This window comes from Rhizobium herbae (genome assembly GCF_017873135.1).
Classification (GTDB): domain Bacteria; phylum Pseudomonadota; class Alphaproteobacteria; order Rhizobiales; family Rhizobiaceae; genus Pararhizobium; species Pararhizobium herbae.
Genome location: NZ_JAGGJV010000005.1, coordinates 211271 through 233897 on the forward strand (window position 1 = coordinate 211271; position 22627 = coordinate 233897).

General features: G+C 61.5%; 22 protein-coding genes. 8 read left to right on the forward strand and 14 right to left on the reverse strand.

Annotated elements, in window-relative coordinates; genetic code table 11:
- Positions 1-14: 14 nt before the first annotated feature.
- Positions 15-635, reverse strand: a complete 621-nt coding sequence (locus J2Z75_RS15085; protein ID WP_209853590.1) for an energy-coupling factor transporter transmembrane component T family protein — start codon at positions 633-635, stop codon at positions 15-17.
- The gene (locus J2Z75_RS15090; RefSeq protein ID WP_209853591.1) at positions 629-1309 is read right to left on the reverse strand and encodes an energy-coupling factor ABC transporter ATP-binding protein; all 681 of its coding nucleotides are present in this window, start codon (positions 1307-1309) and stop codon (positions 629-631) included. The genes J2Z75_RS15085 and J2Z75_RS15090 overlap by 7 nt, the downstream gene beginning before the upstream one ends.
- 114 nt (positions 1310-1423) lie before the next feature.
- On the opposite strand from J2Z75_RS15090, the gene J2Z75_RS15095 reads away from it, so the two are divergent.
- Complete coding sequence (locus J2Z75_RS15095; RefSeq protein ID WP_209853592.1) at positions 1424-2614, forward strand: winged helix-turn-helix domain-containing protein; 1191 nt, start codon at positions 1424-1426, stop codon at positions 2612-2614.
- Here J2Z75_RS15095 and J2Z75_RS15100 read toward each other — a convergent pair.
- The 4 genes from J2Z75_RS15100 to J2Z75_RS15115 form a co-directional block, all read right to left on the reverse strand.
- Entirely contained in the window at positions 2611-3144 is a 534-nt protein-coding gene (locus J2Z75_RS15100) for a GNAT family N-acetyltransferase (protein ID WP_234937358.1), read from the reverse strand. The genes J2Z75_RS15095 and J2Z75_RS15100 overlap by 4 nt on opposite strands.
- Before the next feature lie 160 nt (positions 3145-3304).
- Positions 3305-4405, reverse strand: coding sequence for a 3,4-dihydroxy-2-butanone-4-phosphate synthase (gene ribB, locus J2Z75_RS15105; RefSeq protein ID WP_209853593.1), 1101 nt, complete (start codon positions 4403-4405; stop codon positions 3305-3307).
- A gap of 17 nt (positions 4406-4422) precedes the next feature.
- On the reverse strand, positions 4423-5520 hold the full coding sequence (gene aroC / locus J2Z75_RS15110) for a chorismate synthase (RefSeq protein WP_209853594.1): 1098 nt from the start codon (positions 5518-5520) through the stop codon (positions 4423-4425).
- A 157-nt stretch (positions 5521-5677) separates the two neighbouring features.
- Positions 5678-8392 carry a bifunctional diguanylate cyclase/phosphodiesterase gene (locus tag J2Z75_RS15115; RefSeq protein WP_209853595.1) on the reverse strand — a complete coding sequence of 905 codons (2715 nt, stop codon included), beginning with the start codon at positions 8390-8392 and terminating at the stop codon, positions 5678-5680.
- Between the two features lie 252 nt (positions 8393-8644).
- Between J2Z75_RS15115 and J2Z75_RS15120 the strand changes: the two genes are divergently transcribed.
- Positions 8645-8905 (forward strand): DUF1344 domain-containing protein, encoded by a 261-nt coding sequence (locus J2Z75_RS15120; RefSeq protein ID WP_209853596.1) that lies wholly within the window; start codon positions 8645-8647, stop codon positions 8903-8905.
- 53 nt (positions 8906-8958) lie between these two features.
- Here J2Z75_RS15120 and J2Z75_RS15125 read toward each other — a convergent pair whose 3' ends face one another.
- From J2Z75_RS15125 to J2Z75_RS15140, 4 genes are all read right to left on the reverse strand, one after another.
- Positions 8959-9543 carry a histidine phosphatase family protein gene (locus tag J2Z75_RS15125; protein WP_209853597.1) on the reverse strand — a complete coding sequence of 195 codons (585 nt, stop codon included), beginning with the start codon at positions 9541-9543 and terminating at the stop codon, positions 8959-8961.
- A gap of 89 nt (positions 9544-9632) precedes the next feature.
- On the reverse strand, positions 9633-10451 hold the full coding sequence (gene fabI, locus J2Z75_RS15130) for an enoyl-ACP reductase FabI (RefSeq protein ID WP_209853598.1): 819 nt from the start codon (positions 10449-10451) through the stop codon (positions 9633-9635).
- A 252-nt stretch (positions 10452-10703) separates the two neighbouring features.
- The gene (locus J2Z75_RS15135; protein ID WP_209853599.1) at positions 10704-11801 is read right to left on the reverse strand and encodes a DnaJ C-terminal domain-containing protein; all 1098 of its coding nucleotides are present in this window, start codon (positions 11799-11801) and stop codon (positions 10704-10706) included.
- A gap of 231 nt (positions 11802-12032) precedes the next feature.
- Positions 12033-12485, reverse strand: coding sequence for an RT0821/Lpp0805 family surface protein (locus J2Z75_RS15140; protein ID WP_209853600.1), 453 nt, complete (start codon positions 12483-12485; stop codon positions 12033-12035).
- A gap of 132 nt (positions 12486-12617) precedes the next feature.
- On the opposite strand from J2Z75_RS15140, the gene pdxH reads away from it, so the two are divergent.
- The gene (pdxH, locus tag J2Z75_RS15145; protein WP_209853601.1) at positions 12618-13238 is read left to right on the forward strand and encodes a pyridoxamine 5'-phosphate oxidase; all 621 of its coding nucleotides are present in this window, start codon (positions 12618-12620) and stop codon (positions 13236-13238) included.
- 13 nt (positions 13239-13251) lie between these two features.
- Here the strand turns inward: pdxH and J2Z75_RS15150 are convergent, their stop codons facing one another.
- From J2Z75_RS15150 to J2Z75_RS15165, 4 genes are all read right to left on the reverse strand, one after another.
- Positions 13252-14301, reverse strand: a complete 1050-nt coding sequence (locus J2Z75_RS15150) for a polysaccharide deacetylase family protein (RefSeq protein WP_407692767.1) — start codon at positions 14299-14301, stop codon at positions 13252-13254.
- A gap of 160 nt (positions 14302-14461) precedes the next feature.
- Positions 14462-15355, reverse strand: coding sequence for a hypothetical protein (locus tag J2Z75_RS15155; protein WP_209853602.1), 894 nt, complete (start codon positions 15353-15355; stop codon positions 14462-14464).
- 222 nt (positions 15356-15577) lie between these two features.
- Positions 15578-16993, reverse strand: a complete 1416-nt coding sequence (gene tldD, locus J2Z75_RS15160; protein WP_209853603.1) for a metalloprotease TldD — start codon at positions 16991-16993, stop codon at positions 15578-15580.
- 97 nt (positions 16994-17090) lie between these two features.
- Entirely contained in the window at positions 17091-17630 is a 540-nt protein-coding gene (locus J2Z75_RS15165; RefSeq protein WP_209853604.1) for an invasion associated locus B family protein, read from the reverse strand.
- Positions 17631-18066: 436 nt separating this feature from the next.
- On the opposite strand from J2Z75_RS15165, the gene coxB reads away from it, so the two are divergent.
- The 5 genes from coxB (at position 18067) to J2Z75_RS15190 (ending at position 22596) form a co-directional block, all read left to right on the forward strand.
- A complete protein-coding gene (gene coxB / locus J2Z75_RS15170; RefSeq protein WP_209853605.1) occupies positions 18067-18951 on the forward strand; it encodes a cytochrome c oxidase subunit II in 885 nt (294 codons plus the stop codon).
- 36 nt (positions 18952-18987) lie between these two features.
- Positions 18988-20685, forward strand: a complete 1698-nt coding sequence (ctaD, locus tag J2Z75_RS15175) for a cytochrome c oxidase subunit I (protein ID WP_209853606.1) — start codon at positions 18988-18990, stop codon at positions 20683-20685.
- A 192-nt stretch (positions 20686-20877) separates the two neighbouring features.
- Positions 20878-21834 (forward strand): heme o synthase, encoded by a 957-nt coding sequence (locus J2Z75_RS15180; protein WP_209853607.1) that lies wholly within the window; start codon positions 20878-20880, stop codon positions 21832-21834.
- Positions 21834-21974, forward strand: coding sequence for a hypothetical protein (locus tag J2Z75_RS15185; RefSeq protein WP_113318136.1), 141 nt, complete (start codon positions 21834-21836; stop codon positions 21972-21974). The genes J2Z75_RS15180 and J2Z75_RS15185 overlap by 1 nt, the downstream gene beginning before the upstream one ends.
- Positions 21975-21987: 13 nt before the next feature.
- Positions 21988-22596 (forward strand): cytochrome c oxidase assembly protein, encoded by a 609-nt coding sequence (locus J2Z75_RS15190; RefSeq protein ID WP_209853608.1) that lies wholly within the window; start codon positions 21988-21990, stop codon positions 22594-22596.
- Positions 22597-22627: the final 31 nt, after the last annotated feature.

A 22627-nucleotide genomic window follows, 5' to 3' on the forward strand; every position in this document is an offset into this window, starting at 1 on the left:
TTTCCCTCTCGCTGTCAGTGATGTTTTTCGCGCGGTCGCCGGAAGCCGCGCGCGTCGATCGCCATGGCGATCGTGTCGGCGTCCTTCAGCGTCAGGATGATCAACGGCGAAAGGATCGTCAACGGCCGGACCTTCAGCCCGCGCGCACGGTGCGCTTCGCGGATCGACTGGTAGTGGTTGAAGATATCCGGCACGAAGCGCAGCACCAGTCCGAAGGCGAGCCCGACATCGGCGGCCCGCACCAAGCCAAGGCGGTCGAGCGGCTGCAGCAGCCGGGTGATCTCGTCGATGAAATCGCCGGTTGCCGTCGTCGCCGTGACCGCGCCGGCAAACAGCACGATCGCCATCAGCCGGAAGAAGCTTTCGGCGGCCTCGCGCAGCGACGTGAAATAGGCTGTGGCGATCAGAAGGATCAGGATGGTGAAAAGGATGGGTTTCAGGCGGGAAACGGCCTCGCGAAACGCAAGGCCCGTGGTGAAATAGACCAAGGCTGCAATTGCGAAGGCAGGGATCAGAATGAAGAGGGAGGAAACGGTATAGAGCGCCAGCCCGCAGACCAGCAGGATAGCGAGCTTCATCCGCACCGACATCCGGTGCAGTGGTGTTGTCCCCTCGACATTCAGCCCGTTCAGCATCCTGCCACCTCGTGATAGGCGCGGATCGCCTCCTGCGCCGGGCCGTCGGCAACAAGCCTGCCGTCGTGGAACAGAAGCACCCGCTCGAACTGTTCGATCAGCGGCAGGTCGTGGCTGATCACGATGCTGTGCTCGTCCAGTCCGGTTATGGTGTTTTCCACCAATCGGCGGTTTTTCAGGTCCAGCTGGTTGGTCGGCTCGTCGAGAATGAGGATGCCGGGGCCGGTGACCAGCACGCTGGCGATGGCGACCAGTTGCGTCTCGCCGCCCGACAGTTCGTGCACGCGCCGCTTGGCCAGATGCGTGATGCCGAACCGCTCAAGTACGGCGGCTGTCCTGCGCTCGATCTCGTCCGCCTTCAGCCCACGGTTTTTCAGCCCGAACGCGATGTCCTCATGGACGATCGGCATGATGATCTGGTGCTGCGGATTTTGAAAGATGAAGCCGGCGGCGGCCAGAACGGCGCTTTCGTCGCGCACGGTATCCAGCCCGTTGACGGTCACCTGGCCGGTGGTCGGTTTGACCAGCCCGTTGATCAGCCGCGCGAATGTGGTCTTGCCGGAGCCGTTCAGCCCGATGACGCCGATGCGGCGCTCGGTCAGCGTCAGCGTCAGCGGCTGAAGAACCAAGCGCCCGCCAAAACTGACCGATGCGCCGGAAAAGCGTATGTCCAACCCGCGTTCCCCCGCGTTCGAATGTCGGGGCTCTATAGGACGATTTCCTTGCCGATGGAAATGGGGTGTGGTTCGGGCTTGAACAAAGTGTGAACATACGCCTAGATTGTCGGCATGGCGATTCTCGTTTCAAACCGCGATGCCCGGCGCATCTTCCTCAACAAGCAGGGCCTGGCCGCGCCACCCAACCGGGCGCTCGGCAAGCAGGGCCTGCTCGATCTCATCCATGAGATCGGCTTCGTCCAGGTCGACAGTATCTCCACCGTCGAGCGCGCCCATCACCAGATCCTGTTTTCGCGCAATCAGACTTACAAGCGCGAGCACCTGACCGAGCTTCTGGAAAAGGACGGCGCCCTGTTCGAGCACTGGACACATGATGCCTCGATCTTGCCGTCGGAGTTTTTCCGCTACTGGAAGCACCGGTTTGCCCGGCGCGAGCTGGTTCTGAGGGAACGCTGGTTGAAATGGCATGGCGAAGGGTTCGACAGCACCTTCGAAGAAACCTTCCAGCGCATCGCCCAGGGTGGCGCCGCAATGTCGCGTGACCTGAAGGTCGCCGATCACAAATCGGGCGGCTGGTGGAACTGGCACCCCAACAAGACGGCGCTCGAATATTACTGGCATACCGGCAAGCTTGCCATCGCCGGCCGCCAGAACTTCCAGAAGATCTACGATCTCGCCGAACGGGTCATTCCCGGCCATCACTACGAGCCCGAGGTCAGCCATGACGCCTTCCTCGACTGGGCGTGCCGCGCGGCGCTCGAACGGCTGGGTTTTGCCACCCATGGCGAGATCGCCGCGTTCTTTGACCTGATTTCGCCGGAAGAAGCCAAGGCCTGGGTTGCGGAACATCGCGACGAACTGACCGAGGTGATGATCGAGCCCGCCGACGGCGAGAAGCCGCGTCTCTCTTATGCCTTCACCGGCTTCCCGGAAAACCTCGGTGACCTCGCCGAGGCCCCCGCCCGTATCCGCGTGCTCAGCCCCTTCGATCCGCTGATCCGCAACCGCAATCGCACCGAACGCCTGTTCGGTTTCTACTACCGCATCGAAATTTTCGTCCCCGAGCCAAAGCGTGAATACGGCTACTACGTCTTTCCGCTGCTCGAAGGCGACAGGATTGTCGGCCGCATCGACATGAAGGCGGAGCGCAAGACCGGCTCGCTCAATGTCAAGCGGCTGTGGTGGGAGAAGGGCGTGCGGTCATCCGCGGGCCGAATGGAGCGGCTGGAAGCGGAGCTTGGCCGGCTGGCGAAGTTCGCGGGCGTCGAGCGGGTGGTGTTTCTGGAGGGATGGGACGATTAGCTGCCGTTCCATTCGGAGCGCGTCAACTCGTACCAAACTTCGCCGTGCTCGCTGCCCGCAATGGGATCAGACCCGTCGAAGGCGACGGTGCGCGCGTATTTCAAGCCGATCTTTTCCATCACGCGGCGCGATCCATGGTTCACCGCCATCGTGGTCGCCACGATCTTGTCATACTGACCGCTTTCAAACCCCCAGTCGACCAGAGCCGAAGCCCCTTGCGAGGCCAGCCCTTGGCCCCAGTCCTCCCGGCGCAGCCGGTATCCGAGCTCGGCCAGCCTCTCACCCTCCGGCCAGAGGCAGAACCACCCGACGAACGCACCGCTGGTCGTGCGACGCGCCGTCCAAACGTAGGGCTCTGTTCCCCTGGGCATGAGGAACGTCGCATTCGGATTTTCCCGGTCGTGGTCGACGGCGTATCCGCCGTTCAGAAAGCGCATGACCTCCGGATCAAGCTCAAGGTCGATGAAGTCGGCACGGTCACTCGGACAGCAAGGGGTGAGCGTCAGCTGCATCGTCTGCAAAACGGCCATTTTCGAACATCCATCCATCGTCTTGGCAAGTATGCCGTGATTTTCTCGGAGTTCTACACCCCAGGCCAAATCGAGCCGCTGCTGCCATTGGCAAAACGCGAAAGGCCACCGGTCGCAATAGAACCGGTGGCCTTTGGATGTTCGTGCCGGTGCCCGGCGCTCAGATGATCTCGGTCGCCGCGATCTCGATGCCGAAGCCTTCCAGCCCGACATAGTGGCGTTCGCGAGAGGAGAGCAGACGGATCGAGGTGATGCCGAGATCTTTCAGGATCTGCGCGCCGAGGCCGATTTCCAGCCATTCGCTCTCGCGCGCCTGCGCCTCGCTGTGATCCTCACGCTCGTGTTTGCCGGCGCGCGCCGTTGTGGAGACCCCAACGCCGACCGAGCCTTCGCGCAGGTAGACGATGACGCCGCGGCCCTGTTCGGACATGCGCTTCATGATCGGATCGAGCTGGCAATCCCGGCCGAACACGTCGGCGGCGACATTTTCCAGATGCAGGCGGACGGGGATATCGACGCCGTCGCGGATGTCGCCGAAGGTGACGGCCAGGTGCTGCATCGGGTCCCAGGGCAGGGAATAGGCATGCGCCTTGGCCTTGCCGTAGGGGGTGTCGACGTCAAAGGTCGTCTCGAGATTGATCAGCGTTTCCTTGCGCTGGCGATAGGCGATGAGATCGGCAACCGAAACCTGCTTCAGGCCATGCTTCTCGGCAAACTCGGTGACCTGCGGTCCGCGCGTCACCGTGCCGTCGTCATTGACCAGTTCGCAGATGACGCCGATCGGCGGCAGGCTGGCAAGGCGGCAGAGATCGACGGCGGCTTCCGTATGGCCGGAGCGCATCAAGACGCCGCCCTCGCGGGCGACCAGCGGAAAAATATGGCCGGGACGGGTGAAATCGGCGGCGCCGACATTCGGGTTGGCAAGGTTGCGCACCGTCAATGTCCGGTCTTCGGCCGAGATGCCTGTCGTCGTGCCGTGCTTGAAATCGACGGTCACAGTGAAGGCGGTCGTATGGGCCGAATCGTTTTCGGCCACCATGGCGTTGAGGTTGAGGCGCTTGGCTTCTTCCTTCGGCATCGGCGTGCAGACGATGCCCGAGGTATGGCGGACGATGAAGGCCATCTTTTCCGGTGTGCAATGGACGGCTGCGACGATCAGGTCGCCTTCGTTCTCGCGGCCGTCGTCATCGGTGACGACAACGATCTCGCCGGCCTCGAAGGCCCGGATGGCATCGGCAACGCGCTTCTGGTCAAAGGGCATGGGGGTGTTCCTTGGTGTTACTTGAGGCGTCCGGTCTGGCCACGGTCGCGCAGATAGTGATCGGCAATGGTGCAGGCAAGCATCGCCTCGCCGATCGGCACGGCGCGGATGCCGACGCAGGGGTCGTGGCGGCCCTTGGTACGGATATCGACATTGTTGCCGTCGCTGTCGATCGACTGGCGCTCGGTGAGGATCGAGGAGGTCGGCTTGATGGCGAAACGGGCGACCACCGGCTGGCCGGTCGCAATCCCGCCGAGGATGCCGCCGGCATGGTTGGACAGGAAGATCGGGTTGCCGTCATTGCCCATGCGCATCTCGTCGGCATTTTCCTCGCCGGTGATTTCGGCGGCGCCAAAACCATTGCCGATCTCCACGCCCTTGACGGCATTGATCGACATCAGGTTGGAGGCGATGTCCTGGTCGAGCTTGGCATAGATCGGCGCACCGATGCCGGCCGGAACGCCCTCAGCGATCACCTCGACGACCGCGCCGACCGAGGAGCCGGCCTTGCGGATGCCGTCGAGATAGTCTTCCCAGACGGGAACCATCGCCGGGTCGGGGCAGAAGAACGGGTTGTTGCCGACTTCGTTCCAGTCCCAGTTGTCACGGTTGATCCTGTGCTTGCCGATCTGCACCAGCGCGCCGCGCACCAGAAGCCCCGGAACCACCTTGCGGGCAAGGCCGCCGGCGGCGACACGCGCCGCGGTTTCACGGGCTGACGAACGGCCGCCGCCGCGATAGTCGCGAATGCCGTATTTGAGGTCATAGGTGTAGTCGGCGTGTCCCGGCCGGTAGCTCTTGGCGATCTCGGAATAATCCTTTGAACGCTGGTCGGTGTTCTCGATCATCATCGACACCGGCGTGCCGGTGGTGATCATCGTCTCGCCGTCCGCATCCAGCATCACGCCGGAGAGCACCTTGACCAGATCGTCCTCGCGGCGCTGGGTGACGAAGCGCGACTGGCCGGGCTTGCGCTTGTCGAGCCAGGCCTGCAGCTCCGGCAGCGTGAAGCGGATGCCGGGAGGGCAACCGTCGATGACGCAGCCGAGCGCCGGCCCATGGCTTTCGCCCCAGGTGGTGACGCGGAAAAGATGACCGAAGGTATTGTGCGACATGGATCAGGCAACCGGATGTGTGTGTGCGCAGCCGGGCGAGCCGTTGCGCCATTCATTCGGCCGTGACTAATAGTGGAAAATGCCGGAAAGGGAAAACCTTTCTGGCAAAATTTGGCGATTGCCGCGTGAACAGTGTGTTGCGTCCGTGAAGGGTTGATCAGGACGCCAGCTGCAGGGCCTCGTTGTTGGCGAATGCGACGAACTTGTCGAAGCTCAGGGGCTTGGCGAAGGCATAGCCCTGCAGCAGATCGCAGCCGAGCAGCCCCAGCATTTCCGCGTGCGCCATGGTTTCCACACCCTCGGCCACCGTTTCGATACCGAGCGACCGGCCGATTTCGATGATCGACCGGATCAGCGCCTGCTCGCTGCGGGATTTCAGGATCGGGGCGACGAGCTGACGGTCGATCTTCAGCCGCTTCGGCTTGATCTTCAAAAGGCTGACGATCGAGGTGTGGCCGGTGCCGAAGTCATCGATCTCGATATCGATGCCCAGCTTCTTGATACCTTCGATATTGGCGGTGACGATGTCGTCGCTTTCGTCGAGGAAGATCGATTCCACCAGTTCGAAGGAGAGCTGGCCGGGCGTGAAGGACAGGCCCTGAAGAGAGGCGAGAAGCGTGTCGTCGCTCAGCCGCTTGGCAGAGACGTTGACGGAAATTTTCGGTACGTCGATCCCCATCGTCGCCCAGCGCATGGCGTCGATCAAAGCCCGGTCGAGCACGATCCGGTCGAGTGTTGCAACGACGTTCAGCTCCTCGGCGATGTGAAGGAATTTGTCAGGCGTCAGAATGCCTTCGCGCGGATGGTTCCAGCGAACCAGGGCTTCGACGCCGGAAAGGCGCAAGGTGCCGGCTTCGAACTGCGGCTGGTACCAGGCGACGAACTGGTTCTTCTCTATGCCTTCGAGAATTTCGTCGGCGATGCGTTTTGTCGTGATGATTTCCGCCTGCAGGGCGTCGGTGAAGAATTCGTGGCGGTTGCGGCCGTTCTCCTTGGCGCGGTAGAGCGCGATATCGGCATTGATCAGAAGCTGGCGCTCGTCGAGGGCCAGATCCCGCGCCACCGCGATGCCGATGCTGACGCCGAAGCGGCAGGGAAAGCCGTTATAGTCGACCGGCTGGCGCATCTGGACGATGATCCGTTCCGAGAGGCTGGACAGGAAGGCCTTGCTCGGCGGATCGGCGACCAGCACGACGAATTCGTCGCCGCCGATGCGGGCGACCATATCGCCGGCGCGGACGCTGGAGCGCAGGATCTGCGACGCATGCACCAGCATGGCATCGCCGGCCGCATGGCCGAGCGTATCGTTGATCTGCTTGAAGCGGTCGAGGTCGATATGCAGGATGGCGATATTCTGCAGGCCGTCCTTGCGGGCAACCGACAGCGTCTCCAGTTCCTTGTCGAGCATGCGGCGATTGCCCAGTCCCGTCAGCGGATCATGCAGCGCATTGTGCTCGATGCGATCCTTGGCTTCGGCAAGCTCGTCGTTCTTGGCTTCTGCCATCGCTTTCGCCGTGCGCAGCTGTTCCGTCATCATAACGTCGTCGGTGACGTCCCAGCTGATGCCGGTGATCTTGGCCTTGCCGTCGGCGCCGACATGGGTGGAGCCGGCATTGCGCACGTGGCGGATGCTGTCGTCGGGCATGACGACGCGATATTGCGAGCGGTATTCCAGGTCTTCATCGAGCGCCTTGAACAGGGTGAGCGAGGCTGCGGTAATGTCGTCGCGATGGACGGTCCTGCGCCATTCCGCGTAGCTCGGATCGCCATTGCCCGGCGGCAGGCCGTGCAAGTGGTACATCCGTTCGTCCCAGGAGCGTTCCTGCGTGTCGAGGTCGATCTCCCAGATGCCGATCTTGGAGGATTCGAGCGCCAGGTTGAGCCGGTGCGACAGGGTCAAAAGCTCCCGCTCGCGCGAGCGCAGCGTGGCGATATTGCGCTGGCGCTCGTTGACCAGCCCGCCGGTGAGGAAAATCGGGATGATGATGATAGCGGCGGCGACGAAAATGGTGATCTCGAGCCATGTGCTGTTGGCCGGCTCCTGCGCCCAGCCGGCAGCCGGGATCGCCGCCAGCTCCCACGTGCCGCCGGGCAGCTGAAGCTGACGGATGACGGGTGCCTTCTCGAAGATGTCGGTATCGCCGAAGAAGGCATCCTGGATATTGTTTTTCACCGAGACATCGCGGATCGCCAGCTGGATATGGACATGCCGGTGGCCGTCGTCCGCTTCGTTTTCCTGGCCGCCGTCATCAAGAAGACGCGCGTTGGCGTAGATTTCCTTCTCGTCGACAACCGCTTCCATGAAACCCCAGAAGGCCACGGCTTCGTTGGTTTTGGTAAAGACCGGAGAGAAGAGATTGAAGCCGGAACGGCCGCTCGGCAATCTGACAGGGCCGGCAATGATGGGTTTTGCCTTCGACTGGGCGCGATCGACCGCGATCCTGGAAGAACGGAATTTCTTGAAGTCGGTGCCGATCATCCGCTCGTTTCCCTTGAGCGGAAAGGTCATCCGGATGACCGCGTCTGGTGCAGCGCTGACGCGCACCATTTGCGGATTCTGGATCAAAAGCTTGGTTGCCAGCTGGTCGAAATGCGCTTGCGACATATCGGGATCGACGGCGAAATTGTTGGCGAAGCCGCGGAGCGCCGTGATGTTGTTGTTGATCTCGCTCTGCAGGCGGGTGGAGACCAGATTGAGCTCGTTTTGAACGTTGCTCTTCAGCTCGCTGCGGAAATTTTCCCGATTCTGTTCCTTGAAGAAATAGCCGCCGGTGAAGACGACGGCGGCTGCGATGAGCGCGGGAAAAAGCGACGGCTTTGCAAGCCTGGCGAGCGCCCAGGCGTGATGATGGATTGTAGCGCTTTTAGTCAACGTCCATGCACCCCATATTCCCCGTCCGCACGGTAGCCACGGAGTCTTAAGATTGGCTTTAGAGGCTGTTCCTGCTATGAAATCCGCGCTTCGGCGGTGGGGTGGTGTACGTCGATCAAGATTTGGTTAACCATAGGGCTTCCAAATCGCCTAAAATTTTAAATGACACGGCAACGGGCGATTTTTGCCACAATCAGAGGTCAAACAATGGGCACAATAAAATTGAATGAATCACTGAAGAGGGCACGACAGATGCGTTTCATCGTTGCTGCATTGATGATCGCAGCCGGTTTCTTTTCGCCGCTTGCCGCGTTCGCTGAGAGTGCCGATGTCGAAGCCGTGATCACCGGCGTCGATACCGACAAGCTAAGTCTGCAACTGGACGACGGCAAGAACTACCAGGCTCCGGAAGAATTCAACTTTGACGGGCTGAAAGAAGGCGTCAAGGTTCTGGTCTTTTATACCGAGGTCGATGGCAAGCGCGTCATCAACGACTTGGAAATCGTGCAGTAATCCTGCCATTTCTCCGCGATCTCATGCCTTCGCCGCAAGGGCGAAGGCCGGCCTTAGAGCCAGCCGATGGCACCGTTCTCAATCTTCAAAATTCTATCCTGTGGAATGGCCCCGAGCGCCGCTTCCTCGGCGTCCATTGCGCCGCACAGCTTGAACAGCGTGCGGATGACGCCGCCATGGCTGACGCAGACGGTCGGTCCGGAAACGCTTGCCAGCCAGGCACCGACGCGCCAGGAGAGGATCTCGTAGCTCTCCGCATCCGGCCCGGGCGGAATGAAGTCCCATTTGGACAATTCGCGCTCTGCCACGCGTTCCGGCATTTCGCGCTCGAGTTCCGCCATGGTGTAGCCTTCCCAATCGCCGAAGGAGACTTCCTTCAGCCTGTCGTCCAGCCGGTAGCCGGAGCGGGGAAGCCCCATGGCTTCGCGAATGAGTTCCATGGTCTCGCGGGTGCGATCAAGCGGGCTCGCGACGAAATCGAAATTGTCTGCCTCATGTCCGAGGAGGGCCAAAAGCGCACGGCCGTTGCCGCTCGCCTGTCGCCGCCCCGTGTCGTTGAGGGGGATGTCCTTCTGGCCTTGCATGCGGATCTGCGCATTCCAGTCGGTCTGCCCGTGGCGGATCATGTAGATGGTCACGGAGAAACTCCGGGGCAGGGGGTCGAAGACCCGAAGCAAGGAGCCGGGGCACTCATCGATCGAGGGCCCCGGAATTCTTTCGTATCATGTCAGTCCTTGACGACGGCAATATCCGGCGCATCGACCGCCTTCATGCCGACGACATGATAACCGCTGTCGGCATGATGGATTTCTCCGGTCACCGAGCGCGACAGGTCCGACAGCATGTAGAGGCCGACATCGCCGACTTCCTCGATGGTAACGGTGCGACGCAGCGGCGCGTTGTATTCGTTCCACTTGAGGATATAGCGGAAGTCGCCGATGCCGGACGCTGCAAGCGTCTTGATCGGACCGGCGGAAATCGCATTGACGCGAATGTTCTTCGGGCCGAGGTCGACGGCCAGATACTTGACGCTGGCTTCGAGCGCCGCCTTGGCAACGCCCATGACGTTGTAGTTCGGCATCACCTTCTCGGCGCCGTAGTAAGTCATGGTCAGCATCGAGCCGCCATCGGTCATCAGCTTTTCCGCGCGCTTTGCAACGGCGGTGAAGGAGTAGACCGAGATGTTCATCGTCATGGCGAAGTTCGCCGCCGATGTGTCGACATAGCGGCCGGTCAGTTCGTCCTTGTCGGAGAAACCGATGGCGTGCACGACGAAATCGATCTTGCCCCAGAGCTTTTCGAGGTTGTCGAAAACCGCATCGATGGTGCTCTCGTCGCTGACGTCGCAGTGACCGGCCATCACCGCGCCCAGTTCCTGAGCCAGCGGCTCGACCCGCTTCTTCAGGGCGTCGCCCTGGTAGGTGAATGCCAGTTCGCCGCCCTGCGCATGAATTGCCCTGGCAATACCCCACGCGATCGAGCGGTTGTTTGCGACACCCATGATGAGGCCGCGTTTCCCCTTCATCAGACCGGATGTTTGCGACATGATGTTATGCCCCCAATACTGCCTATGCTTTCGTCAGTCAGGCATTGGCTGACTGGATATTCGCATATGTTGAACCTGCCGGAACCTTCGCGCCCCTTGCGGTCGCGTCAGTTCTGAATTTTTCGAGCATTGGCTATGACATAGCCGTCACGGTGGTTCAAGCGCGGCTGAGATCAGGAACTGTTAGTCCCCGTAATATTGGGTCAGCATCGGCGGACACTACCATCGTCCACGGACATTGTCGCAAAACCTTTACAGGAACAGGCCGTTGCGCAGGCTGCGCATCAGGTCGGTGACCTTCTCGTCCGGTTTTTCCCAGAGCATCAGCCGCAGTTCCACCAGGAGGTCGCCGCGTTTCCCGTCAGCCGTAGGCAGCCCATGGCCTTCGAGCCGGATCACATGGTCGGAACCGGACCAGGCCGGAATGGTGACGGTAACCGGACCTGTCAGGGTTTCCACCTTTGTTTCACAACCCAGCACCGCGTCCTGGATGTTGACCGCAAGGGTCGTGCGCAGATCGGTGCCGTCGGTGCGGAAGGGGCCGTCCTGATGGATTCGGACTGCAACGACGACGTCGCCGCGCAGCATGCCGTTGAGGCGGTAACCCATCTCCTTGAGGCGGACGATGCTGCCGTCGGTGGTGCCGGCCGGCAGAGCGACCTTCAACGTCTGGCCGTCGGGCAGCGTCGCCGTCGCCTTCTCGCGGCGAAAAATGTCTTCGACCGAAACCGAGACGTCGCAGAAGATGTCCGGCACCTTGTCAGGGGTGGGTTTGTTGGCAGTACCGCGAATGCGCCGGACAATGGCCGAGACCAGTTCGGCGGCGGGAGCAGCCGCGCGAGGGAAAACGCCAAAGGCTGGCGGCTTGTCCGCCGTTTCGGCTTTTGCTTCCGGTTTGGTTTCGGTTTCCGGCGCTGCTTCGGCCTTCGGCTCGGGTCTTGGCTCGGGCTTCGGTTCAGCTTTTGCCTGTGGTGCCGTGGCTGCCGGCTTTCTTTCCTGCGGCCGGGCGCCTTGCGGCTTTGCCCGGTCATCGGCGCCGAAGATGCGCGAAATCATCTCTTCGGCCGTTTCCGGATCGATGGTTTCCTCTTCCGTGCCTCGTGCCTTGCGCTTCATCTCTTCCATGCGGCGCAGTTCGGCCTCGCGGCGGGCGTAGTCGTAGCGGTTGCGCAGCTTCGGATCCTTCAGCACCTCGTAGGCGCGGCCGGCCTCGGCGAAACGCTGGGTCGCAAGCGGATCGTCCCTGTTCTGGTCCGGATGCACGGCTTTCGCCATGGACCGCCAGGCGGCCTTGATCTCGTCTGGCCCGGCATTGCGTCTGACGCCGAGCACGGAATAGGGATCACGCATGCATGTCACCGTTCTTGAGGGCTGAGGCACCGCGTCCAGCGGTTCGTTTCAGCCTGTTGAAACAACGGGGAGGCCGTGCCGCGAAGGCCCGTTCCCGATGGTGGCGATGATGAGAAGCTGCTGCTTAAATAACGGTTAGCCGCCGGCCTGGAATGGCTCTCAGACGGGGCGATGCATTGTGTTTGTCGAAGCGTGGTTAACGGCGGGTAGCGAAATCTGGCGGCCGCGCGATCAGCTGCGTGGGCCGAAACTGGTCAGATACCAATCGCCGTTGCCGAGCAGGCAGGTGTTGCCGTCGAATTTCGCGATCCCCTGATAGGAATGACGCGTGGTGGTGAAGCGGCGGCAGGTGGTGCCGTTCACCTGTTCCTCGGCGATGCTGCTGATGACGCCGGCGCTGCCGGACGTCGAATTCGCCCATGGGATGGGATTTCCGGCAATCTTGCTCACGTCCGCGGACGATACCGCGTTGCGCACCGTGATGGCGTCGGAATTATCCTCGTCATTCATCGCAGGCGGGACGGAACCGGTGGCGACGGTTCTGTCGACGGTGGTCGATCCGGCGAAATCGAGACCCGCTCCCAGGCATCCCGACAGCGTGGATGCGGCGAGACACAAAGCGGCAAATCCCGTCAGCCGGGATAAAGCCTTTGTCTCATCGATCCACTTTGCTATGTCTTGCAACGGCATACCTGTCAGACTCGAAAGAGCGGCTTTAAGGTCCGGGGACGCATCGGGCAGGCTCTGACATTTTTATCGGCGGGCGGGGACCTTCGGGTTCTATCCGCGCCATACATCACGGCATTGGAAGACAATATGAGCGAGACTGGGTTAACAACTGGTGACTTCACGGAAGAGAACGAGCCCTTTTCCCTTTTTGGCACATGGCTGAAAGAGGCACAGACATCAGAGATCAACGATCCCAACGCCTTGGCGCTGGCGACCGTGGACGCCGATGGCCTGCCGGATGTGCGCATGGTCCTCTTGAAGGACTTCGATCAGCGCGGCTTCGTCTTCTACACCAATTTCGAGAGCCACAAGGGGCAGGAGATTCTGGGCAACATGAAGGCGGCGATGTGCTTTCACTGGAAGACTTTGCGCCGTCAGGTGCGGGTGCGCGGCCCGGTGGAAATCGTCAGCAACGAGGAAGCGGACGAATATTACAAGACCCGCGCCCGCGGCAGCCGCATCGGCGCCTGGGCGTCGAAACAGTCGCGGCCGCTGGAAAGCCGGTTCGCGCTGGAGAAGGCCGTCGCCGAATACACGCTCAAATATCCCCTCGGTGACATTCCGCGTCCCGCGCACTGGTCGGGCTTCCGCATCAAGCCGACCTCGATCGAATTCTGGAAGGACGGCGCCTTTCGCCTGCACGACCGCATCGAGTTCCGTCGCGATGATCCAGAGGGCAACTGGAGCAAGGTCAGGATGTATCCCTGATTTTTTTGGGGCGTCAGCCGCGGCCCGTCAGCTTGAAGGCGATGCCGGAGGCAAGCGCGCTGACATGGCCTGCTTTCTGGAAATGGCCGTTCAGCGAAATGCGGGGCAGGGCGGTTCTGTCGACGGTATCGGTCAACGTGCCCGGCTGCGTTGTGACGGCGGTGGTGAAACCGAGATCCCTGGCAAGTCCGTGGTCGCGCGGCGAAACGGTCCCCGCATAGCCATAGGGATAGGCAATGGATGCCGGCCGGTGGCCGGTCATCCGCTCGACCCGCCTGGCTGACCGGTCCATTTCATCGCGCGCGATGTCGTCGGAGAGACGTGCCAGCGCGCGATGGCTGATCGTGTGGGCGCCGAGACTGGCCAACGGGTTTTGGATCAGCGTTTTGAGGCCCGCCTCGTCGAGGGCCAGGTCGGCCGTGAGCTTCAGCGCATCGACACCCTGACTGGCGGCCATGGTCTTCAGCCTGTCCACGGCCGTTGCTTCGTCGATCGCGTGAATGAAGGCGGCGATACGATCGAATGCCGCTTGCTTCTGCTGTAGTGATTCAGTCGGCAGGGTTTCGATTTCGTCGAAATGAAACCGCACGCTCTTTTTTTGGTTCAACAGCTCTGCCAGCACTTCCCACCACAGAATGTCCGTCCGGTCGACAAAGCCGCCGGCGACAAAGACGGTAAAGGGGACACCGTGCCTGGCAAAGACCGGGGCCGCGTGTTCGAGATTGTTGCGATAGCCGTCGTCGAGCGTGAAGACGGCCACAGGTTGGGGATCGTTCGAGGCGAGATGGGCGGGCAGGGCATCCAGTGCGACGAACCGGTAGCCATCATGTCTCAGCCGGGTGATCGCCGTGTCCAGAAATTCAGGCGTAATCTCCAGATGCGCATTGGGATCGAACAGGCGGGCCTGTTTCGGCCGGACATGATGAAGCGTGAAGATCGCGCCGCGCCCGCGCGCCTGCCGCATCAGTCCGGTCGCGTGCAGCAGCCTTGCGGCTTCAAGGCCGCCGGTGATGGCGGCGCGTTTGGCGACCTGTCGCAGCATGGTTTTCACAGGGTATTCCAAAACTTGCCGGACAACACCGGTCGGGGTGACGGATTTCGGGAGACTGTAGCGGCGGTGGCGTTAACACCGGCTGAATCCGCGCATTTCCCGAATGCCCCGGAAACGCAAAAGGGCGGCCCGTTGCGGGGCCGCCCTCATCAATTGTCTGCTTGGACGTGCTTTATGCGGGGAGGATGCCATCCACCTCATCGCGTTGGCGACCGCCGATCGCTGCGCCGACGCCGGCGACGAAGCCGCCGATGAGCAGGGAAAGCGCGCCGAAGAGCGCAACGGTCGCGCTGGTCTTGCGCGCCGTTTCCGCAGCGTTCATAGCAGCGACCTTCGCATCGTCGATGCTCTTCAGGACAGCATCGACCCGCGCTTTCGCATCCGCTTCGGAGAGACCAGTCCTTGAGGCGACAATCTGATCGAGATAGGCGCGATCGCCGGCCGACATTTCGCCGTTCGTAGCGCTGGTGAGAAGAATGCGCGAAACCTGGCCCGCCGTGTCGTCGGCGGCTTGTCCCGCGGGTGATGCGGCGGGGTTGGCCGGCCGCAGCAGGCTATCGACGAAATAGGATGTCGCGTTGCTGCCCGCATCCGAAGAGGCTGCCGCGGCACCTGCGGTAGCAGCGCCTGCCGTCACCGTCGCCGTTGCCTGCACGCCGGCCCCGACTGTCGACGATACGACTGAACCGAGAGCGCTGGCGACAATCAAGGTTGCCAGTGCCCAGGCGAGAATGCCATGCGCCGTGTCGCGGAAGAAGACTTCATCGCGGTTGACGCCCGTCCATTTCGTCCGCAGCCGCCCGGCGATGTACCCGCCAAGGCCCGCCGACGCCCATTGCACGATGATCAGCCAGATGGCCGCGCCGACGGCAAAGGTCGCAAGCGACGATCCATCGGACGAAAACGGCGAGGCCATGCTGAGGCCAATTCCCGAGCCAACCAACGAGAGAACAACCGTGATGGCCGATGCGGCAACTGCGCCTGCGATGATCGCGCCCCAGCTGACAGCGGAATGCGATGATTCCGTCGTGGCGCCGGTCGGCACCGTTGTAACCGGTATTGTCATTGCGCCACCTATCGGAAGAAGAGGGCGAGAAGGATGATAATGGGGATCGGAACCCCCAGCAGCCAGAGCAGAATTCCGCGTCCCATGATGTGTCTCCCTTGCATTGAACCGGCCGCGATTTCAAACAGTTATGCGGCGTGCCCGATTAACGCGGGCAAGCAAGTTTGGTTCCGTGATAGGGGAAAGTTGCGCAAAGGCGCCGTGTATCGGAAAAGACAGCCGTCAGGCCTGCGTGCCGCCGACGGTCATCTCGTTCATACGCAGATGCGGCTGGCCGACGCCGACGGGAACCCACTGGCCGCCCTTGCCGCAATTGCCCATGCCGGAATCGAGCTTCATGTCGTTGCCGATCATGCTGATGCGCTGCATCGCGTCCGGGCCATTGCCGATCAGCATGGCACCCTTCACCGGCGCGCCGATCTTGCCGTTGTCGATCAGGTAGGCCTCGGTGCAGCCGAAGACGAACTTGCCCGAGGTGATGTCGACCTGGCCGCCGCCGAAGGAGACGGCATAGATGCCCTTCTTCACCGAAGCGATGATTTCTTCGGGCGTCTTGTCGCCCGAAAGCATATAGGTGTTGGTCATGCGCGGCATCGGCACATGCGCGTAGGATTCGCGCCGACCGTTGCCGGTCGCCGTCATGCCCATCAGCCGGGCATTCTGCCGGTCCTGCATGTAGCCGACCAGCTTGCCGTCATCGATCAGCACATTGTAGGCGGACGGCGTTCCCTCGTCGTCGATGGTCAGCGACCCGCGCCGACTTTCGATCGTGCCGTCGTCGACGACGGTCACCCCCTTGGCGGCCACTTGCTGGCCGAGAAGGCCCGCAAAGGCAGAGGTCTTCTTGCGGTTGAAGTCGCCTTCCAGCCCATGGCCGACAGCTTCGTGCAGCATCACACCGGGCCAGCCGGAAGACAGCACCACGTCCATGGTGCCGGCCGGCGCATCGATCGCCTCAAGATTGACAAGCGCCTGGCGCAGCGCATCGTCGGCGCCGCGCTGCCAGTTGTCGGTGGCGACGAAATCGCCAAAGCCGCGACGGCCGCCGACGCCGTAGGAGCCGCTCTCCTGCCGGTCGCCTTCGCCGACGACGACGGAGATGTTGAGCCGCGTCATCGGCCGGATATCGTGCATGCGCTGGCCGTCGGCGCGCAGGATATCGACCACCTGCCAGCTGGCGGCGATCGACGCCGTCACCTGCCGGACCTTCGGGTCCTTGGCGCGCAGATAGGCGTCGATCTCCTGCAGGAGCGAAACCTTGGCTTCGAAGCTCGGCTCGCCGATCGGGTTCTCGTCGCCATAGAGCTTCTTGTTGGTGCGCTGGGGAGCGGCTGCATAGGTGCCGGAGTAACCGCGCGTCACGGCACCGACGGCATCGGCAGCCCGCTTCAGCGCGGAGAGCGAAAGATCGCCCGCATGCGCGTAACCGACCGCTTCGCCGGCAACGGCGCGCAGGCCAAACCCCTGGTCGGTATTGAAGCTGCCGCCCTTCAGGCGCCCGTTGTCGAAGGACAGCGATTCCGACTGGCTGTGCTCGATGAACAATTCGCCGTCATCGGCGCCGGATAGCGTCTGCGCCAGCACCTCGCGGATGGCGGCCTCGTCGCTGTCGAACAGCTTGATGAGATCGGTGTTCATGGACGAGGCTCCGCATTCACGGTTCAGTTGAGATGATCGCGTTCATTTAAGAGCGATGGCGCAGCAAGCCAAGGACAAAAGTCAAAAATGCCGCCGCTTACGGCAGCGCGTCGTAGCCTTCGCCAAAACCCTTGAGGTCGACCGGGATGCCGATGCCTTCTTCCGGCGACTGGAAGACGATGAAGGTGGCGGTGCCGCCGCTGCGGAAGGTTTTCAGCAGTTCTTCTTCCAGAACCACTTCGGCATAGCAGCCGTCGGAGAAGCAGCGCACGAAATAGGCGCGGCCGATATCCTTGCCATCGACATTGAGGCCAAGGCCATTCGGGAGCAGCACGCCGAGCGGCGCCAGCACGCGCAGGATTTTCGCCTTGCGGTCGGCGGTCTTCAGCACCACGACCGAAAGACCGACTTCGGGCCGGTCTTCGGCAATCACATTCTGCATCAGCGCGCACTGCTCGGCGGTTGCCCCTGCCGGCTGGTCGCATACGATCGACCACGCGCCGTGGTTCGACTTTACGGTACCCGGTGTGCCTGGCTGTTGTGCTCCGGGCTGCTGGGCCGCTGCCGTATAGGAAAGAAGTGTGGCAGCAAGTCCGAACGCCGCGATCGGCAGCCGGGAAAGGAGGGACAGGCCCATGTAAACCTCAAACTTAAGAATCAGTCCGGCTATTCTTGAAGTGCGCACGCGCAAATGAAAAGCCCCGCCGCGGTACATTCCAGCCCGGTGTGGCGGAAATGGGGCTCCTGCGCCGGGCTTGGACAGCAAACCTTGGCCCAAGCCTCGGGACAAGAGGGCATCGGCGTAGTGCGGCCCGTCTTATCTATGGTATAGGTTCCGGCATCGGCATGAAATACCGGATGTTGCCAAGGCCGTCTTTCGCCGCCGCCTGCATTCGAAAGACCCTCATCGCCTAAGAGCCTGTGCGAAAAGCATGGTTTGCGCAAAAATGCCGCATGGGCTTGAATGGACAGATGTTGCGGCGTTCATCAAACTGTGGTTTGAAGCGCTTCAGTATGGCTAAGGATTCTGCGTTTCGGTTTGATCCTGATCAAGCGTCTGGGGAGACACTATTGTGAAAAACAAGGCTTTTGCAGTTTTGGCATCGATTGCCTGTCTGCTTTTTGCTTCGAATGCTTTTGCGGACAAGCCGGTCGCGTGGCAGACCAACTTTCAGACGGCAGCAACCGGAATCATGGAAGAAATTACATGGTTCGAGCACTACACGCTCTGGTTCATCATCCCGATCACGCTTTTCGTCCTGGCTCTTTTGATCTGGATCGTGATCCGGTTCCGCGAAAGCAAGAATCCGGTCGCGTCCAAGACCAGCCATAACACAATGATCGAGATCGTCTGGACACTTGGTCCGGTCGTCATCCTTCTTTTCCTGGCCATCCCGTCCTTCCAGCTCCTGACCGCGCAGCTGACGCCGCCGCAGAATCCGGATCTGACGCTGAAGGCAACCGGAAACCAGTGGTACTGGTCCTATGAATATGAAGTCGGCGAAAGCCCGCTCTCCTTCGACAGCCTGCTGCTCAAGGACGAAGACCGCGCCTCGCTCGGCAAGGCGGACAAGGATGCTTATCCGCGTCTTCTCGCCGTCGACAACGAAGTCGTCGTTCCCGTCGGCAAGACCGTCCGTGTTCTCGTTACCGCCGCCGATGTCATCCACGCGTTCGCGATGCCGGCCTTCGGCGTGAAGATCGATGCCGTTCCGGGTCGCCTGAACGAAACCTGGTTCAAGGCGGACCGTGAAGGTCTCTACTATGGCCAGTGTTCCGAGCTCTGCGGCAAGGACCATGCCTATATGCCGATCGCCATCCGCGTCGTCAGCGAAGACAAGTACAACACTTGGCTTGCTGCCGCCGCCACCAATGTTGGTGAGGCGAACAAGGCGCTCATGGCTTCCATCGACGGTGCGGCCAAGACCGTAGACGTCGCTGCAAACGCCGCACAGTAATTCGCCCGAAAAGTATTTCGAAGGGGGGAACAACCCATGGCCGGAACAACCGCTACCCACGATCACCTTCATGACCATGCGCACGACCACGCGCATGACGATCATGATCACGCCCACAAGCCGCTGAGCTTCTTTCAGCGCTGGTTCCTGTCGACCAACCACAAGGACATCGGCACGCTGTACCTGATCTTCGCGATCTTCGCGGGCATCGTCGGCGGCACGCTGTCGGTCTTCATGCGCGCCGAGCTGCAGGAGCCGGGTATCCAGATCTTCCACGGTCTGGCCTCCATGGTCTACGGATTCGAGGGCGAGGCTGCCATCGACGGCGGCAAGCAGATGTTCAACGTCTTCACCACCGCGCACGCGCTGATCATGATCTTCTTCATGGTCATGCCGGCGCTGATCGGCGGCTTTGCCAACTGGATGGTGCCGATCATGATCGGTGCGCCGGACATGGCCTTCCCGCGCATGAACAACATCTCCTTCTGGCTGATCATTCCGGCTTTCCTTTTGGTCCTCCTGTCGATGTTCGTCGAAGGGCCTGCCGGTGGTTACGGCTCGGGCGGTGGCTGGACGATCTATCCGCCGCTATCGACGGCGGGAACGCCCGGTCCATCGATGGATCTGGTGATCCTCGGCCTGCATATTGCCGGTGCGTCGTCGATCCTCGGTGCGATCAACTTCATCACCACGATCCTTAATATGCGCGCTCCGGGCATGACGCTGCACAAGATGCCGCTGTTTGCCTGGTCGGTGCTGATCACCGCCTTCCTTCTGCTTCTGTCCCTGCCGGTTCTGGCAGGCGGCATCACCATGCTGCTCACCGACCGCAACTTCGGCACGTCCTTCTTCGCGCCTGAAGGTGGTGGCGATCCGATCCTCTTCCAGCACCTGTTCTGGTTCTTCGGTCACCCGGAAGTCTACATCCTGATCCTGCCCGGCTTCGGCATCGTCAGCCACATCGTCTCGACCTTCTCCAAGAAGCCGATCTTCGGTTATCTCGGCATGGCCTACGCCATGGTGGCGATCGGCGCTGTCGGCTTCATCGTCTGGGCGCACCACATGTACACGGTCGGCATGTCGCTCGACACGCAGCGCTATTTCGTCTTCGCGACGATGGTCATCGCGGTTCCGACCGGCGTGAAGATCTTCTCCTGGATCGCGACGATGTGGGGCGGCTCGATCCGCTTCGCGACGCCGATGGTCTGGGCGATCGGCTTCATCTTCCTGTTCACCGTCGGCGGCGTCACCGGCGTTCAGCTGGCCAATGCCGGTCTCGACCGCTCATTGCACGACACCTATTACGTGGTCGCCCACTTCCACTACGTTCTGTCGCTCGGCGCCGTGTTCGCGATCTTTGCGGCCTGGTACTACTGGTTCCCGAAGATGACCGGCTACATGTATTCGGAATTCCTCGGCAAGCTGCACTTCTGGGTGATGTTCGTCGGCGTGAACCTGGTGTTCTTCCCGCAGCATTTCCTCGGTCTGGCCGGCATGCCGCGCCGCTACATCGACTATCCGGATGCGTTTGCAGGCTGGAACTTCGTCTCCTCGATCGGTTCGTATATTTCGGCCTTCGGTGTCCTGATCTTCCTCTTCAGCGTCTTCGAAGCCTTCGCCAGGAAGCGCGTCGCGGGCGACAATCCGTGGGGTGAGGGTGCGACCACGCTGGAATGGCAGCTGACATCGCCGCCGCCGTTCCACCAGTGGGAACAGCTGCCGCGCATCAAGTAAGGGATTAGGGCCGCCCACGACGGCGGCCTTGAAGCGTGTGGTTCCTGAAACCGTCATCCTCGGGCTTGTCCCGAGGAACTGCGGGGCATGAAGCGGACGCAGGGATGAAGCAGATCCTCGGGCCAAGCCCGAGGATGACGAAAGTAGCGAGCACGCGGGCAACCGGAGTGCGTGGAACAGTACGGAAACAACATGACGGTCATCGAAAATCACGAAGCAATGGGCCCGGAGGGCGGCGTTCGCCTCTCGGAAGCCTCTGCGCGCGATTTCTTTGAGCTGCTGAAGCCGCGCGTCATGTCGCTGGTGGTGTTCACGGCGCTGGCCGGCATGGTGCTGGCGCCGGGTCATATCCATCCCTTCATCGGCTTTATCGCGATCCTCTGTATTGCCGTGGGCGCCGGAGCCTCCGGTGCCCTCAACATGTGGTACGACGCCGATATCGACGCCATCATGACCCGCACGGCAAAGCGACCGATCCCGGCCGGCAAGATCCTGCCGCGGGAAGCGCTTGCCTTCGGCCTGACGCTCTCGGCCTTCTCCGTCTGCATCCTCGGTATCGTCGTCAACTGGCTGTCGGCCGGGCTGCTCGCCTTCACCATCTTCTTCTATGTCGTGATCTACACGATGTGGCTGAAGCGCTCGACGCCACAGAACATCGTCATCGGCGGCGCTGCCGGCGCCTTCCCGCCAATGATCGGCTGGGCCTGCGTCACCAACGGCATCGCCGTCGAAAGCATCGTCCTCTTCCTCATCACCTTCCTGTGGACGCCGGCGCATTTCTGGGCGCTCGCCCTGTTCAAGATGCGCGACTACGGCGCCGTCGGCGTGCCGATGCTGCCGAATGTCAGCGGCGAGGCGACGACCAAGACGCAGATCGTCATCTATGCCGTGCTGACCGCCATCATCGGCGTGGTGCCGACGGCGCTCGGTTTTTCCAGTACCGGGTATGGCGCAGTCGCAGCCGCCCTCGGCCTCGGCTTCATCTGGTACTCGATCGGCGTTCACCGCATGCCGGAGGGTGACGAGAAAATGGTGCCGGCCAAGAAACTCTTTGCCTTCTCGATCCTCTATCTCTTCGCGATCTTCTCAGCGCTGATGATCGATCATCTGATTGCCACGCTGTGGCTTACTGCCGGAAAGGTTGCCTGATGGAATTCGTGACACTCACGGACGCTCAGAAGAAATCGCGCCGCGGCCGCAACATCGCGCTCGGCGTCGTCCTCTTCGGTCTCGTCGCCATTTTCTATGTCGTGACGCTGATCAAGTTCAGCAATGGCATGGTCCAGTAGGAATCCAACGATCATGACGACAAGCAACAAGGCAGGGCAGAAGAAGGACCGGGCAAACGGCGTCATCGTCGCGTCCTGCCTCGCCTTCGTCGTCGGGATGACCGGCATGGCCTATGCCGCCGTGCCGCTCTACGACATGTTCTGCAAGGTCACCGGCTATAACGGCACGACGAAACGCGTCGAGCAGGCCTCCGATGTCATCCTCGACAAGACGATCAAGGTGACCTTTGACGCCAACACGGCTTCCGACCTGCCTTGGCAGTTCAAGCCGGTCCAGCGCGAGATCGAACTGAAGATCGGCGAGACCGTGCAGGTCGAGTTCGAGGCAAAGAACCTGTCGAAGAAGGCGACGACCGGTCAGGCGGTGTTCAACGTCACGCCGATGGCCGCGGGCGCCTATTTCAACAAGGTTCAGTGCTTCTGCTTCACCGAGACGACGCTTCAGCCGGGCGAAGACATGAAAATGCCGGTGGTGTTCTTCGTCGATCCGGAGATCGTCAATGCGGTCGAGACCAAGGGCATCAATACGCTGACGCTTTCCTACACGTTCTACGCCCGCCAGCCGTCGAAGCCGATCGCGGCGCTGACGGTCAAGCCTGCGGCGACTGACAACAAACTTTGACAGATCACCGTTTTCGGCTAAGCCGGAGACG

Bases quoted from the DNA above. Each gene is read 5' to 3' on its own strand.
- J2Z75_RS15180 (WP_209853607.1), top strand. From the start codon at position 20,878: ATGACGGTCATCGAAAATCACGAAGCAATGGGCCCGGAGGGCGGCGTT.
- J2Z75_RS15120 (WP_209853596.1), top strand. From the start codon at position 8,645: ATGCGTTTCATCGTTGCTGCATTGATGATCGCAGCCGGTTTCTTTTCG.
- J2Z75_RS15155 (WP_209853602.1), bottom strand. From the start codon at position 15,355: ATGACAATACCGGTTACAACGGTGCCGACCGGCGCCACGACGGAATCA.
- J2Z75_RS15185 (WP_113318136.1), top strand. From the start codon at position 21,834: ATGGAATTCGTGACACTCACGGACGCTCAGAAGAAATCGCGCCGCGGC.
- J2Z75_RS15165 (WP_209853604.1), bottom strand. From the start codon at position 17,630: ATGGGCCTGTCCCTCCTTTCCCGGCTGCCGATCGCGGCGTTCGGACTT.
- J2Z75_RS15085 (WP_209853590.1), bottom strand. From the start codon at position 635: ATGCTGAACGGGCTGAATGTCGAGGGGACAACACCACTGCACCGGATG.
- aroC (WP_209853594.1), bottom strand. From the start codon at position 5,520: ATGTCGCACAATACCTTCGGTCATCTTTTCCGCGTCACCACCTGGGGC.
- ctaD (WP_209853606.1), top strand. From the start codon at position 18,988: ATGGCCGGAACAACCGCTACCCACGATCACCTTCATGACCATGCGCAC.
- fabI (WP_209853598.1), bottom strand. From the start codon at position 10,451: ATGTCGCAAACATCCGGTCTGATGAAGGGGAAACGCGGCCTCATCATG.
- J2Z75_RS15095 (WP_209853592.1), top strand. From the start codon at position 1,424: ATGGCGATTCTCGTTTCAAACCGCGATGCCCGGCGCATCTTCCTCAAC.
- tldD (WP_209853603.1), bottom strand. From the start codon at position 16,993: ATGAACACCGATCTCATCAAGCTGTTCGACAGCGACGAGGCCGCCATC.
- ribB (WP_209853593.1), bottom strand. From the start codon at position 4,405: ATGCCCTTTGACCAGAAGCGCGTTGCCGATGCCATCCGGGCCTTCGAG.
- J2Z75_RS15190 (WP_209853608.1), top strand. From the start codon at position 21,988: ATGACGACAAGCAACAAGGCAGGGCAGAAGAAGGACCGGGCAAACGGC.
- J2Z75_RS15100 (WP_234937358.1), bottom strand. From the start codon at position 3,144: ATGGCCGTTTTGCAGACGATGCAGCTGACGCTCACCCCTTGCTGTCCG.
- pdxH (WP_209853601.1), top strand. From the start codon at position 12,618: ATGAGCGAGACTGGGTTAACAACTGGTGACTTCACGGAAGAGAACGAG.
- J2Z75_RS15135 (WP_209853599.1), bottom strand. From the start codon at position 11,801: ATGCGTGATCCCTATTCCGTGCTCGGCGTCAGACGCAATGCCGGGCCA.